This window comes from Alteromonas sp. KUL42, from assembly GCF_006538325.1.
Taxonomy (GTDB): domain Bacteria; phylum Pseudomonadota; class Gammaproteobacteria; order Enterobacterales; family Alteromonadaceae; genus Alteromonas.
In genome coordinates this window covers 421,510-435,159 of record NZ_BJKK01000002.1, presented here as the reverse complement: position 1 = coordinate 435,159, position 13,650 = coordinate 421,510, and the positions used below count along the sequence as shown (strand labels likewise).

At 43.0% G+C, this 13,650-nt stretch carries 12 protein-coding genes and 1 pseudogene; 4 read left to right on the top strand and 9 right to left on the bottom strand.

Features of this window, described 5'->3' with window-relative positions:
* Window positions 1–138 precede the first annotated feature (138 nt).
* On the top strand, window positions 139–1,422 hold the full coding sequence (locus EYR97_RS04710) for a YeaH/YhbH family protein (protein WP_131092660.1): 1,284 nt from the start codon (window positions 139–141) through the stop codon (window positions 1,420–1,422).
* 36 nt (window positions 1,423–1,458) lie between these two features.
* Entirely contained in the window at window positions 1,459–3,009 is a 1,551-nt protein-coding gene (locus EYR97_RS04705) for a SpoVR family protein (RefSeq protein WP_242634893.1), read from the top strand.
* On the opposite strand, the gene EYR97_RS04700 is transcribed toward EYR97_RS04705, so the two are convergent.
* The 3 genes from EYR97_RS04700 to prmB all read right to left on the bottom strand — a co-directional run bounded on the left by EYR97_RS04700 (window position 3,006) and on the right by prmB (window position 6,427).
* Complete coding sequence (locus EYR97_RS04700) at window positions 3,006–4,217, bottom strand: MFS transporter (RefSeq protein ID WP_404840944.1); 1,212 nt, start codon at window positions 4,215–4,217, stop codon at window positions 3,006–3,008. The two genes, EYR97_RS04705 and EYR97_RS04700, sit on opposite strands and share 4 nt — an antisense overlap.
* Window positions 4,218–4,384: 167 nt before the next feature.
* Entirely contained in the window at window positions 4,385–5,482 is a 1,098-nt protein-coding gene (aroC, locus tag EYR97_RS04695) for a chorismate synthase (protein WP_131092659.1), read from the bottom strand.
* Window positions 5,483–5,491: 9 nt separating this feature from the next.
* On the bottom strand, window positions 5,492–6,427 hold the full coding sequence (gene prmB / locus EYR97_RS04690; RefSeq protein WP_131092658.1) for a 50S ribosomal protein L3 N(5)-glutamine methyltransferase: 936 nt from the start codon (window positions 6,425–6,427) through the stop codon (window positions 5,492–5,494).
* Window positions 6,428–6,525: 98 nt separating this feature from the next.
* On the opposite strand from prmB, the gene EYR97_RS22655 reads away from it, so the two are divergent.
* Window positions 6,526–6,711, top strand: coding sequence for a hypothetical protein (locus EYR97_RS22655; RefSeq protein WP_242634892.1), 186 nt, complete (start codon window positions 6,526–6,528; stop codon window positions 6,709–6,711).
* Window positions 6,712–6,757: 46 nt separating this feature from the next.
* A pseudogene (smrB, locus tag EYR97_RS22650) lies at window positions 6,758–7,126 on the top strand (endonuclease SmrB); the annotation flags it as partial.
* Window positions 7,127–7,147: 21 nt separating this feature from the next.
* Here the strand turns inward: smrB and EYR97_RS04680 are convergent.
* The 6 genes from EYR97_RS04680 to EYR97_RS04655 form a co-directional block, all read right to left on the bottom strand.
* The gene (locus tag EYR97_RS04680) at window positions 7,148–7,273 is read right to left on the bottom strand and encodes a DUF3149 domain-containing protein (protein WP_131092657.1); all 126 of its coding nucleotides are present in this window, start codon (window positions 7,271–7,273) and stop codon (window positions 7,148–7,150) included.
* Window positions 7,274–7,592: 319 nt separating this feature from the next.
* Window positions 7,593–8,891: a PAS domain-containing sensor histidine kinase gene (locus tag EYR97_RS04675; RefSeq protein ID WP_131092656.1), complete on the bottom strand. Its 1,299-nt coding sequence runs from the start codon at window positions 8,889–8,891 to the stop codon at window positions 7,593–7,595.
* Window positions 8,888–10,237 (bottom strand): sigma-54 dependent transcriptional regulator, encoded by a 1,350-nt coding sequence (locus EYR97_RS04670; protein ID WP_131092655.1) that lies wholly within the window; start codon window positions 10,235–10,237, stop codon window positions 8,888–8,890. The genes EYR97_RS04675 and EYR97_RS04670 overlap by 4 nt, the downstream gene beginning before the upstream one ends.
* A gap of 135 nt (window positions 10,238–10,372) precedes the next feature.
* The gene (locus tag EYR97_RS04665; protein WP_131092654.1) at window positions 10,373–11,581 is read right to left on the bottom strand and encodes an FtsX-like permease family protein; all 1,209 of its coding nucleotides are present in this window, start codon (window positions 11,579–11,581) and stop codon (window positions 10,373–10,375) included.
* Window positions 11,582–11,592: 11 nt separating this feature from the next.
* The gene (locus tag EYR97_RS04660) at window positions 11,593–12,906 is read right to left on the bottom strand and encodes an ABC transporter permease (RefSeq protein ID WP_131092653.1); all 1,314 of its coding nucleotides are present in this window, start codon (window positions 12,904–12,906) and stop codon (window positions 11,593–11,595) included.
* 1 nt (window position 12,907) lies between these two features.
* The gene (locus tag EYR97_RS04655; protein ID WP_131092652.1) at window positions 12,908–13,639 is read right to left on the bottom strand and encodes an ABC transporter ATP-binding protein; all 732 of its coding nucleotides are present in this window, start codon (window positions 13,637–13,639) and stop codon (window positions 12,908–12,910) included.
* Between the last annotated feature and the right edge of the window lie 11 nt (window positions 13,640–13,650).

The window sequence follows — 13,650 nt, the reverse complement described above, 5'->3', positions numbered from 1 at the left end:
AATAGCGCAGAGAAAGCCGTCTTGTACAACAAATCGTGTACAGTAAATAAAGCGGCACTATGTGCGGCCCAGAGAGCGGAAAACAGAGCGGCGCTTTGCACTGATATCCGAAGTACACGTTAAGACAAGCAGGTGTTTATGGCACATTTTATTGACCGAAGGCTTAACAGCAAGGGAAAAAGTACCGTTAACCGCCAACGTTTTATTAAGCGCTATAAGCAGCAAATAAAACGCGCTGTTTCCGATGCAGTAGGAAAGCGGTCTGTTACTGATGTGGAATCAGGAGAACAGATCAGTATTCCTTCACGTGATATTTCAGAGCCAATTTTCCATACTGGGAGAGGTGGTAGCCGAGATAGAGTACACCCTGGAAACGATCAATTCACTGCTGGTGACAAAATTGATCGGCCACCAGGCGGAGGTGCTAATGGAGCAGGTGAAGGTGACGCCAGCAATGAAGGTGAAGGACAAGATGAGTTTGTGTTCTCAATTTCCAAAGATGAATACCTCGACTTGCTGTTTGAAGACCTTGCCCTTCCCAATTTACAAAAAAATCAATTTGATAAAGTGACACAATTTGAGACCTATCGCGCGGGTTATCAAACCGATGGTGTGCCGAGTAATCTCGATATTGTGCGCTCCTTGAAGGGCTCAGTTGCAAGACGTATTGCATTGGGCGCTACTGATAAACGCAGACTGAAAGAATGTGAAGATAAGCTAGAGGACTTACTTAACGACCCCCACGACAATACGCTAGCGGTACTTGCATTAGAGGAGGAAATCATAACCCTAAAAGCCAAGATTGCGCGTATTCCATTTATAGATACGTTCGACCTGCGCTTTAAGAACTATGACCGTCGAGCACTCCCTTCCAGCAAAGCTGTCATGTTTTGCTTAATGGATGTTTCAGGCTCTATGGATCAAGCTACCAAAGATATGGCAAAGCGGTTTTATATATTGCTGTATTTGTTTCTTACCCGAACCTATGAAAATGTGGAAGTGGTCTATATCCGCCATCACACTCAAGCCAAAGAAGTTGATGAACAAGAGTTTTTCTATTCTCAAGAGACCGGCGGCACCATTGTGTCTAGCGCACTGAAATTGATGGATGACATCGTTCAAGAGCGTTACAAAGACGGTAACTGGAATATATACGCCGCTCAAGCTTCAGACGGTGATAACTGGGCTGATGATTCGCCTCAGTGTCGGGAATTACTAGTCTCTAAATTACTGCCCTTCACCCGCTATTATGCCTATATAGAAATTACCGAACGACAGCATCAAACCCTGTGGCGAGAATATGAAAAGGTAGCCCAAACACACGATAATTTTGTGTGTAAGCATATTCAAACACAGTCTGATATTTATCCGGTTTTCAGAGAGCTTTTCAAACGCTCTGAAAATGAATCACGTTCACAGTAGTTTTTAATTAAGAGTAGATTAAAATGAGAGCCGATAATGATGACCGACACTAAGCACAAAGATACCGCTGTATTGTCAGACACGCCTCGTCATCGTTTACACGATGGTCCTGACTGGACGTTTCCGTTAATTGAGGAGTACGAGCAACATATCGATCGTATTGCGCAAAAATTTAAGCTCGACACCTACCCTAATCAAATCGAAGTCATAACTGCTGAACAAATGATGGACGCATACGCCAGTATTGGTATGCCGTTGAACTACACACACTGGTCTTTTGGCAAAAAGTTCATCCAAACTGAGCAGCAATATAGACGGGGTCATATGGGCCTTGCCTACGAGATTGTGATTAACTCCAACCCGTGCATCGCTTATCTAATGGAAGAAAACACCATTACGATGCAGGCACTGGTAATGGCACATGCCTGTTACGGCCACAATTCCTTTTTTAAAGGTAATTACCTATTTAAAACTTGGACTGATGCCGGTTCAATTATCGATTATTTAGTCTTTGCCAAGAATTACATCGCAAAATGTGAGCAAAAATTTGGCTATGATGAAGTCGAGAATATGCTCGATTCTTGCCATGCATTGATGAACTTTGGTGTTGATCGCTATAAACGCCCACAAAAAATATCGCTACAAGAAGAAAAAAGCCGTCAAAAAGAGCGTGAAGCTTATCTGCAATCACAGGTCAATGAATTGTGGCGCACGCTGCCAGAGAGCTCTCATCACAAAAGTAAAGAGAAGGTACGCTTTCCTCAAGAGCCTCAAGAGAACATTCTGTATTTTATCGAGAAAAATGCACCGCTTTTAGAGCCATGGCAACGTGAAATTGTTCGTATTGTAAGAAAAATATCCCAATACTTTTATCCTCAAAAACAAACCCAAGTGATGAACGAGGGCTGGGCCTGTTTCTGGCATTATCATATTTTAAATGAGATGTACGATGAAGGGTTGGTAAGTGACCGTTTCATGATGGAATTTCTACACAGTCATTCCAGTGTAGTGATGCAACCCGACTACAATAGCCCTTACTATTCAGGCATAAACCCCTATGCATTGGGGTTTTCTATGTTCATGGATATCAAACGGGTTTGTCAGTCGCCAACCGAAGAAGACTACCGATATTTGCCCAATATCGCAGGCAAAGACTGGCTGGAAACTGTGCATTTCGCAATGGAAAATTTCAAGGATGAGAGCTTTATTAGCCAGTTTCTCTCGCCCAAAGTGATCAGAGACTTTAAGTTGTTTTCTCTAGAGGATGATGCGGAAAAACCTTATATCAGTGTTAGTGCAATTCACGATGAAATGGGGTATGCCACTATCCGAGAAAAACTTTCTGCCCAATATAACTTGAGCAATTTAGAGCCAGACATTCAAGTTTACAATGTGGATGTGAGAGGCGATCGCTCACTCACTCTGCGCTACACGCCGCAAAAAGGCATACCACTCGCCGACTCGAAAGATGAGGTAATGCGACATTTACACAGACTCTGGAAGTTTGATGTACGTCTAGAACAAGACAACGGAAACGGTGACACTTCCGTCATTTGTGAGTGCAAGCGAGCACCACATCCTGACTAAACAGGTTGTGGTGGCTTGTCCAATGACTTCCTTGAACATAACAGCAGCGATAGCGCTCCAAGTAGTGCAAATATTGCGGCGGTTATAAAGGTTTCATATGCGTTTGTTCCCTGCGCCCACTGCTGCCCTGCCATATAATTGCCGCAAGCGCCGCCAAGACCAAACGCAATACTGATGTAAACCGCTTGTCCGCGACTTTGAAAAGCTTTGGGTAGAAACTGATGGATGAAGTGAACTGACACCGCATGGGTAAGGCCGAAACTCAATGCATGAATGAGTTGCGTTAAAACGATCACTGCAAAGTAATCTGCAAAAGCGGCCATAAAATACCAACGCAGCGCCGTTAACGCTAAGCTAGCGAAGAGTAGATTCCAAACGCCGAATCGACTAATAAGTCTTCGCGCAATAATAAAAACACCTACTTCAGCTAACACGCCAAGGGCAATAAAAATACCAGTTTGCTGGCCACTGTAGCCCAAATCCCTCATGTACAATGCAAAAAAGCCATAAAACGCGCCAAAACTAATTTGTAAACACGCAGAGGCGAATATAAATACCGCAAAGGGTTTCTGCTTAACAAAGCCCCATATACTGCCTATGGCGTGACTCTCGGTTACTTTTTCTGGCGGAGCATTAATAAACAAAGTACTTACAAAGAGTAAAACCAACACACCAAGACTCACGATAACAGGCGTCTCGGTTGAAAAAATATCTAGTGCTTTACCAACCATGACGGTTAGACAAATAAAACCAACACTGCCCCATAAACGAATTTGGCCGTAAGTGACATTGGTTTTTGATACCGAGTTCATAGTGATCACTTCAAGTTGGGGGAGTACGGCTGTCCAGAACATCATCATTAGTCCAAAAGACAGGGTTAAACCCCAAAAGCTCGTGAAGTACAGTACCGAACTAAAAGTCAGTACGGTCAGCAAACACCCTAAACGCATAACGCCAATGGCATTACCGGTTTTATCGGCTACACCTGCCCACAGACCAGGACCTAAGATACGAGCAAGGGTAATAATTGCAAAAAGTTCACCAATCTCTGCGGATGAAAAACCTCTTCCATCGAGAAAAATACCAAGGTATGGCACAAGTACACCGAGTTGGCCGAAATAAAGCCAATAGGTTACCGCCAATATGATTAATGATGATTTACCGATGTTGGTTGGATCATTACTTACCGGTGTATGTTTTTGTGTCAATGCACATCTCCATATGCAAATACGCCACTAAAACAAGTTAGTGGCGTACAGTAATTTTAGTGTTATTTATGCAAAGTGCTAGAGCGTGTTGGCCTTTGCATCAATCTTTGTGAATGTAATGTGATAAATGCCATTTACAAGTAAATGACAAAGGTCTAGTACTTAGCCTAAATCTGCCCGGCAATTGGTTTAGTAGTCGAAACAACACCCGCATTCTGCGCTCTGTGACGAAGAAGATGATCCATCAATACAATAGCTAGCATGGCTTCAGCAATGGGTACAGCGCGAATACCAACACAAGGGTCGTGACGTCCTTTGGTGACAATATCGATTTCTTCATTGTCTTTGTTGATGGTTTTTCCAGGTACTGAAATACTCGACGTTGGCTTTAGAGCCATGTGCACTTCAATATCTTGCCCGGTAGAAATACCACCTAGAACACCACCTGCGTGATTGGAGGTAAATCCATCTGGCGTTAATGTGTCGCGATGTTCACTGCCTTTTTGGGTAATAACATCAAAACCATCACCAATTTCTACACCTTTTACCGCGTTTATGCCCATCATTGCATGAGCAATCTCAGCATCTAATCGGTCGAATACCGGCTCACCTAAACCTACTGGAACGTTCTTCGCGACCACAGAAACTTTGGCGCCAATACTGTCACCAGATTTTTTCAAGTCGCGCATGTATTCATCAAGTGCTTCGAGTTTACTGGCATCTGGGCAAAAGAATGGGTTGGTATTAGTGATGGCGTGATCAACGGTTTCTACGGTGACGGGGCCTAGCTGCGACAAATACCCCAGTACTTCAATACCAAACTGCTCCTTTAGGTATTTTTTAGCGATACCACCAGCAGCAACGCGAATTGCAGTTTCGCGGGCAGAAGAACGCCCTCCCCCACGATAGTCACGGCTTCCATATTTCTGATCGTAAGTATAATCTGCGTGACCTGGACGAAAACGGTCTTTTATGTTGCCGTAATCTTGACTGCGTTGATCTTTGTTTTTAATTAACAACCCAATACTGGTACCTGTGGTTTTTCCCTCAAATACACCCGATAAAATTTGAACTTCGTCGTCTTCACGACGAGCCGTTGTGTATCGAGAAGTACCGGGTTTGCGGCGATCTAAATCAACCTGCAAGTCTTCTTCAGTGATTGTTAATCCAGGAGGACAACCATCGACCACGCCACCAATAGCAATTCCATGACTTTCGCCAAACGTGGTGACAGTAAAAAGTTTTCCAAAGCTGTTACCTGACATAATAAACCGTTAATCCTTACTACTAAAATACTGAACCAGTGTCTCTTTACGCACCGCGAAAATACCTGAGCCGCCATTTTCAAACTCTAGCCATACCACTTCAAGGCCTGGGAAACGCACATTCATATGCACTTCACTGTTCCCCACCTCAACAAATAGCCAACCACCGTCATTTAAGTAAGTGGGCGCTTCGCGCAGCATGATATCAACTAATTCAAGACCATCTTCACCAGCGGCTAGGGCTAGTTCTGGTTCGTGGTGATACTCTTCAGGCAAGTCTGCCATGTCTTGTGCATCGACATAGGGCGGGTTAGAAACGATGAGATCGTACATTTGACCTTCAAGACTTGAAAATAAGTCTGATTGAATAGGGTAAACACGATGACTTAACCCGTGTTCTTGAATGTTAATATCCGCCACTTCAAGTGCGTCACTGCTGATATCCACGGCGTCTACTTGAGCCTCTGGGTAGGCGTTGGCTAACGCAATAGCAATGCAACCGCCACCTGTGCACATATCAAGAATAGAACTTGGACTTTCAGTAACAAATGGCGAGAAGTCATTTTGAATAAGTTCAGCAAAAGGCGAACGAGGTATAAGCACACGCTCATCAACATAAAATGGCATGCCGCAGAACCATGCTTCATTAGTAATGTAAGGCAATGGCATACGGGTTTGAACCCGCTTTAAAACTAATTCGGCAATTTTTTCGCGTTCGCTTTTCGTGAGACGAGATGAAAGTAAGTGTTCACCTACTTGCTCAAGTATTGGATGAGGCAAATGAAGCGCTTGCATTACAAGACTTGTTGCTTCGTCCCAAGCGTTGTCTGTACCATGCCCGAAATATAACGCTGCATCATTAAAACGGCTGGTCGCCCACCTTGTCATGTCTAGCAAAGTATGCAGATCGCTAATGGCTTCTTCGAGGTAAAATTTGTCGGTCATGGTGTTTGGGTACATCTAAAATTTTAAAGCTGGTATCATACCCACATTTACTGCCAATTCACACAATCTAGCCGCGTAAATTTATACATTGATTCATAATGAAAACGTTTAAAAAAGAACTAAAAGCCTTAAAAAAGCACGCTTTTAAAGTAACGACTGACGATGCGAAAGATGAGGCGTTTTCATTTGCTGACGCGATGCAAGGCGTCAAACCACTCACCCAAGATAAAATAGTACCCGACAAAAACGTATTGTTGGCAAAAAGAAAAACAGGTATCGGGTAAAAACTTAAAACATAGCAAGCAGTTAGCTGCTGAATTTGACTTTTCAGATATGTATCAAGCGGCACTACCGCAGGAAGGCCCGATGCGTTATTGCCGTGAGGGTGAATCTACACATATTTTAAAGCAGCTTCGACGCGGAGACTACTCACCAGAGATGATGCTAGACCTTCATGGATTAACCAGAGAGATGGCGAAATCAGAACTCGCGGCACTCATTCATTCTGCACGTAAAGAATTAATTGACTGCGTGAGTATAATGCATGGCTTTGGGCAAGGCGTACTCAAGGCCGCACTTCCGCATTACTTAGTTCAGCATCCTCATGTACGAGCATTTCACCAAGCACCGCTAGAATATGGCGGCCAAGCTGCATTATTAGTACTTATTGATGTACCGCTTTTCAACAATAAACGTTAAGCTCACTTTCAGCTTAATCGACTACTTATCCATATCTGCACTGTTGTGCATGAACAAATAAGTGTAATAGACCATCATACCAACAATAATGCCTATACCTAAAAGTGAACCCCATACCACTGGATCTTTAATCATTGTCCACAACATAATTGCTCTCCTCGTTGACTTGTACTGATAGTAGAAGAACATTCACACGCCATACATGATCCAGATCAACATCCCTTTTGGCGATTATCAGGAGCGTTACCGAGTTTGATCTACGTCAATTTTCTGTGAGGATTTAGTCGCTGCAAGGCCATTATTACAACTGATGTATGAGGTTTTAATGGCGCGCATTATTACCGAGGTGAAATTTTTTCAAAATATGTATTGCAAATAATTCTCATTTGCAATACATTGTAAATGCCTGTTCGACGTTGGGTAAAAAACGGTCTTGGCTTAGCGTCGCTGAGGGATAGACGCCCGTCTATCCCTCATTTTTTTCAAAAACAATTCTTACGCAAAGACCGCCATCAGGGCGATTTTGAATTATCAAATTACCATGATGGGCATCAGTGATTTCACGACACAATGCAAGCCCCAATCCACTTCCAGTTGCTTTGGTGGAATAAAAAGGTACTAATGCATTGGCCATAACACTCTCTGACATGCCTTTTCCTCTATCTAAGACTTCGACGTAAACCTGAGATGCATTTTGTTTTATCGCTAGTTCTATATGTTTGGTGTCACCACCAGCTTCGTGGGCATTTTTAAGTAAGTTGATAAGAAGCTGCTCTAGCTGCACAGCGTCGGCTTGCAACTGCACGGGTTCTGGCATGATTAAATTAAACTCATATTGCTGACGCAATTGCGATAAAATATCAGTCCATTGGATAGCCTCGAATACAGGAGGTGGAAGTTTAGCAAACTTTCCATAGCCCTGAACGAATTGATTTAAGTGGTCAATGCGTTCTTCAATCGTGCGAAATACGCGTACTAACCGCGGATCGTTATTTTGCTCACCTACAATTTTACCGCTGTGCAATAAGCTAGAAATTGGCCCTAAAGAGTTATTCAGCTCGTGACTGATAACGCGTATTACTTTTTTCCACACCGAGACTTCTTGGCGGTTTAGTTCCCGCGTCATCTGTTTAAGGATGAACAACCTATGTGGCTGATTATTTAAAAGAAATGTTCCTCTTGCTAAATGCCAGGTTTCAATCCCTTTTTCTTCTAGAGGCAGTGTGAAGAGTCCCTCTTGGCTGTGTTGCATCATGCCACTGAGTGCGCTGTGTTTAGTGTGTAGCAGTGTCTCAAGTAAACAACCTTCTAATCTGTGGGTAACGTTAAAGAAGTCTCTGGCTTGATAATTACTAAATACAATTTGATTTTGGTCGTTTACCAATAACAATACGTCGGGTGAGCTTTGTAGTACTTTGTCCAACATCAACTCTCGTTGATGTAACCAGTGTTTTTCTTTCCTAAGAGTGTCAGCTGTAGCATTAAATAGGCTGCAGAGTTCACCAAATTCATCTTTAGAATCATTTACTAATGTGGAAGAAAACTCACCGTCTTTGAAATTGAGTAACCCCACATTGAGTGCTTGTAAACTCTTATTAATTGAGGCCGTTAGTACAATAAAGCACAGCCCACTTAAGCTTATCGAACCTAGTAAAATGGCCGCTTTTACTCCAATTGATAAATCAACCCAGTAGAGTATGGGCACTATGCTTATAGTCGTTGCACATAGCGCCGCTGTAATGAGTTTGCTTCTTACACTTTTCACGATTTGTGATCTATTGAGTATTTATCTAACCGACGATATAACGCCTGTCTAGACATACCAAAGTGCTTGGCAACCTTAGCAATAACGCCATTATAGGCAACAAGTGCCGCTTCTATTTCTGCCCTGTTTGGCTCAATACTCGTTTTCGCTATACCGATATTTGAATTCAATTCAGTACCTGTTTGCAAACCAAAATGCTCAGCATCTAGTATTCCATCTGGATGAAGAATAGAAACGCGACGACAAGCATTTTCCAATTCACGTACGTTGCCTGGCCACGGGTGCTGTGTTATAGCTTGTTGAGCCGTTAAACTGAATTCTCTTTCAGGAAGAAAGTGCTTAGCGAGTGCCAATGCGTCATCGCCTCGTTCACGCAATGGGGGAACGCGAATTTCAATTACATTTAATCGGTAATATAAATCTTCGCGAAAGTCTCCACTGGCAATGGCAGACGCTAAATCTGCATTTGTGGCAGACAACACTCGAACTTTGGTTTGCTGCGTTTTAACCGAGCCTAACTTTTCAAACTCGCCAGTTTGTAACACCCGCAACAGCTTTATCTGGCCTGATAAAGGTAAATTACCAATTTCATCCAAAAACAAAGTACCGCCATTAGCTGCTTCGAAGCGTCCTATTCGCGTTTTGTTGGCACTAGTGAATGCCCCAGCTTCGGCACCAAATAATTCAGCTTCTATTAGTTCTTGCGGTAATGCTCCTGCATTTATTTTAACAAAGGGCGCATCCGCTAAAGAAGAATTAGACTGAATAAGCTCTGCTATTTTCTCTTTACCACTGCCATTTGGCCCTGTGATAAGTACAGGTACATCCGATTTAGCCACTTGAACAGCCATGTCCACTATGCGTTGCATTGCAGCACTTTCGTAAACTAACCCCACCTGTTGAGCGGCATCTTTAGTGCTTTCTATAACTGTAGATTGTTGCTTTAACACCTTGTTTTGCGTTGTCGCCTGCCCTAGCGCAATTAAGTTATTCACCGTTGTGACTAGTTTAGCATCGTCCCAAGGTTTAGGAATGTAATCGGCTGCACCAGCTTTCACCAACTCAACGGCATGGGCCAATTCGGTCCATGCCGTTATCAAAATAATAGGAAGTAGTGGATTTAAGGCACGTAATGCTTTGAACAACTCACGCCCTTCATCGCCCGATGTAGTATCAGCACTGAAGTTCATATCTTGGATCACAAGAGAAATTGATTGGTAGTTTACAATCTGCAACGCTTCTTTAGGCGTTGTTGCAGTTACAATATGATACCCGTGAATTTCAAGCAACAATGACAAGGCTTCTAATACCGCAATATTGTCATCTACCAATAATATCTTTGTCATTAAAAAGTGGATCCGTTCTCAGTTTATTTATAGTCGGTCGATAATTAGAGCGTGTTGACCTTTCCCTTTCCCCCGAAAGAACACTTTGCGAGGGAAGAGAAAAGCGCCTTAGGCATCACACATTCATAACGCTGGTTATATTGTGCGAGTTGCAATACTTGGCGATATATTTGCCGCTCGCGTTGCAGGTACAATAACCGCGAGAAGGCTCATCATAAAGATAAAAGCTGCCGTTGCGATAACATACTCCAATTCAAGAGCATCAATCGAATACGCTTGCATCAAAACACGGCCCAAGAATATGGCAGCAATACTCCCTATTACCAAGCCTACTGTACATATCATGGCATTTTCCACTAAAAAGTAGCGCACAATCGCCGACTTTCTTGCCCCCAGTGCACGGCGGGTACCGATTTGTTTGGTGCGCTTACTAATATTAAACTGCGTTAAGCCAAAGATACCAAGCGCCGTTACTAGTACCAAGATAACCACCAACACCATTAGCATGCGCATCATCAATACATCGGTAGCATCGTAAGCCTCTTTAGTGTCATCAAGCCCTTCAATATTGATAACCACACGCTTGTCGTAAGCCTGAAGCATTTTTTCTTCGATGATATTCATCACGCTAGCCCTTTCGCCACGCTCTGTTCTCACCCAAAAATATTGGTAATTTTGAGCGTTAATAAAAGGAACAATCCCTGTTGTACCGCTATCTTGGGCTCTTGGCCAAGCACTTTCCATGACATCCACTATGCCAATAATTTCAAGTGCTCTTCCGGCTAAGTAAATTGACTTTCCAAGTGCGGGTTCATCATCAAACATCGATTCTGCCATCGCTTTAGATACAATTACCGTGCTTGGACCTTTTTCGTGGTAGTTGCTACTAATGATAACTTCTTCTGGTCGAAAATTTCTTCCTTCAATAAGCTTCACTCCTAATGTTTCAAGAGCATGTTCACCCGCATAGTAATAATTCAACCGCGCTTGTCTTGATTCTTCAGGTAAAGGCTTGAGTCTTACAGACGAAGAGGAGCCACCACCTGACAAAGGAACGGCTTGTGACATAGTAGCGTTAATGACACCGGGAATATTTCGTATCATATCTTCGTCAATTTCAGTTTGCTGTCTTAGGTCCCGATCTTTACCAAAAGTCATTACCGTAAAACTGAAGATTTCGTCTTGTGTAAAACCGGTATCTTCGCGGAGATAAGATAAGTTGTCATTGATCATGAAAGCAGCATTGCTCACGATAGCTGTGGTTAACGCTATTTGTAGAAACAGCAATACCGCACCCACTTTAGAGCGACAAAGTGCGTTGAATATTGGTTTAATTTCAAACATGTTTGACACTCCTATTGGCTTTTAAGGTAGATAGCAGGTTGTGTTTTGCACACTAACCATGCTGGGTAGAGCCCTGCGACAAAGCTCGCGAGAAGAGCTATTGCGGGTGCAGCAAGTAACATAGATACGTCCATAGTGGCTAATGCATTATAATAACTATTCGTTTCACGTACCCCCCACAAACCAAGTTGTGCGATAGCAATGCCCAGTAACCCACCAGAGAAGCCAATGACAGATACTTCAACAATATGCTGTAAAAAGATTTGTTGTTTGCTTGCTCCAAGTGCCCGTCTAATTCCCACTTCTGGCGCACGCTTGAGGAATTTAGCTAGCAATAGGCCAAGGATATTTGCAACGCACACCATCAAAAACATAAAGCTAAGAGCGACCAAGATACGGTTATCTTCAGATATCACTTCATTGTATGCCAACCATTCATTCACGTTACGCAGACTATAAATCAACTCTTCTCGTTGGAAACGACCTCGAGACTTTTGATCTTCCATGTATGCCATTAAGAATCGACCGTACTCTTCCTTTTGTTTTGGCGTATTTAATTGAACCCAAAATTGCGTCCATACCTTCTCAGAAATAATTAGGTCCTGATATCCCCTCATCTGCTCCAATTTCCAACCATTCATATTTCCCCACGTACCAATTTCCTCTAGAGGGGCGATAGCGAAGGGAATATACAGTGCTTCAGCGGGATTAAATGCACCATTGTTTACGTCGTAATATTTCACGTGGTGTTCCCAATCTTCTGTTACCCCCACCACGCGATAACTTTTATTGTCTAAAAAAATCTCTTTCCCAATCGAGTTTTCACCGTTAAACAAACGCTCATTGACTGATTTGGAAATTACAACCACATAAGGTTTGTTATCTTGATCGTCTTTGGTCCACGCTCCGCCAAAAATAAACGGCCGTTCAAAGATGTCGAAGAACTCTTTATTAACCAAGCGAGCCTGCTCCATTCTTGGCTTTACATCAGGGGTGTTTAAATGCACAGAAAAACCTGTTCTAAAACTAGGGCTGCTGAGTACATCAATGTCTGCATTGTATAAATTAACGGCGTCTTGATAGGTAAGCTGGCGAGGTAAATTGTCGTCTGTATTCCACTCATTACCTTCGTCCATTATTTGTAACTGCACATAATGGATTTTGTCACTTTTGTGGGGAATAGGATCCATCGACATCATGTGATACACAGACAAACTGGTCATGGTTATCCCTATGCCAATGGCGATAGCAAACACCATCAGAAAGCTAATTACGGGGGTATTTCGTATGCTACGCCAACTTAAATCAATATAGTGAAGTAACATGTTACACCTCTGCTTTAATTCGCGTATCAACAACTGGTTGACTCGCTTCAGGCACACCTTGATATAAGGTAAAGTCTGCAAGCTGGCCATCAACCACCTGTATGTTACGCGGCGCCCGTCGTGCTAGTTCTGGGTCGTGTGTAACCATAACGATAGTGGCACCGTTGCGGTTAATTTCTTCTAAAAGCTCCATAACCTGTCGCGCCATTAACGTATCTAAGTTCCCTGTGGGCTCATCGGCTAGCAAAAACCGAGGTTTTCCTGCAAGTGCTCGCGCTATAGCAACACGCTGTTGCTGCCCACCAGAAAGCTGTTGAGGTAAGTGTTTGGCACGACTCGCTAACCCTACTTGCTCAAGGCATTCTTCAATTCGTTTTTTGCGCTCTTTGGCCGGTACACCGCGATAACGCAATGGCACTTCCACATTCTCAAAAAGGCTGAGGTCAGGAATAAGGTTAAACCCTTGAAAAATAAATCCAATTTTTTGATTTCTTAAGTCAGCGCGCTGATTATCAGATAAACCACCGACATCAATGCCATCTAATGAATAATGACCGGATGTGAAAGGCTCGAGGATCCCAGCCATATTAAGAAAGGTGGTTTTTCCTGAGCCAGAAGGTCCAGTCACCGCAATAAATTCACCTTCTTTCACTTCCAGCGAAAAATCGCGTAGTGCGTGGGTTTGGACACTGTCAGTTTGATATACCTTGCTAATATTTTGCATTTTCAACATTGTTGTATTCC

What these genes read in the sequence shown, in the direction of transcription:
- EYR97_RS04710 (WP_131092660.1), top strand. Translation starts at nt 139, where the DNA reads ATGGCACATTTTATTGACCGAAGGCTTAACAGCAAGGGAAAAAGTACC.
- EYR97_RS04705 (WP_242634893.1), top strand. Translation starts at nt 1,459, where the DNA reads ATGATGACCGACACTAAGCACAAAGATACCGCTGTATTGTCAGACACG.
- aroC (WP_131092659.1), bottom strand. Translation starts at nt 5,482, where the DNA reads ATGTCAGGTAACAGCTTTGGAAAACTTTTTACTGTCACCACGTTTGGC.
- prmB (WP_131092658.1), bottom strand. Translation starts at nt 6,427, where the DNA reads ATGACCGACAAATTTTACCTCGAAGAAGCCATTAGCGATCTGCATACT.
- EYR97_RS22655 (WP_242634892.1), top strand. Translation starts at nt 6,526, where the DNA reads ATGAAAACGTTTAAAAAAGAACTAAAAGCCTTAAAAAAGCACGCTTTT.
- EYR97_RS04680 (WP_131092657.1), bottom strand. Translation starts at nt 7,273, where the DNA reads ATGTTGTGGACAATGATTAAAGATCCAGTGGTATGGGGTTCACTTTTA.
- EYR97_RS04670 (WP_131092655.1), bottom strand. Translation starts at nt 10,237, where the DNA reads ATGACAAAGATATTATTGGTAGATGACAATATTGCGGTATTAGAAGCC.
- EYR97_RS04665 (WP_131092654.1), bottom strand. Translation starts at nt 11,581, where the DNA reads ATGTTTGAAATTAAACCAATATTCAACGCACTTTGTCGCTCTAAAGTG.
- EYR97_RS04660 (WP_131092653.1), bottom strand. Translation starts at nt 12,906, where the DNA reads ATGTTACTTCACTATATTGATTTAAGTTGGCGTAGCATACGAAATACC.
- EYR97_RS04655 (WP_131092652.1), bottom strand. Translation starts at nt 13,639, where the DNA reads ATGTTGAAAATGCAAAATATTAGCAAGGTATATCAAACTGACAGTGTC.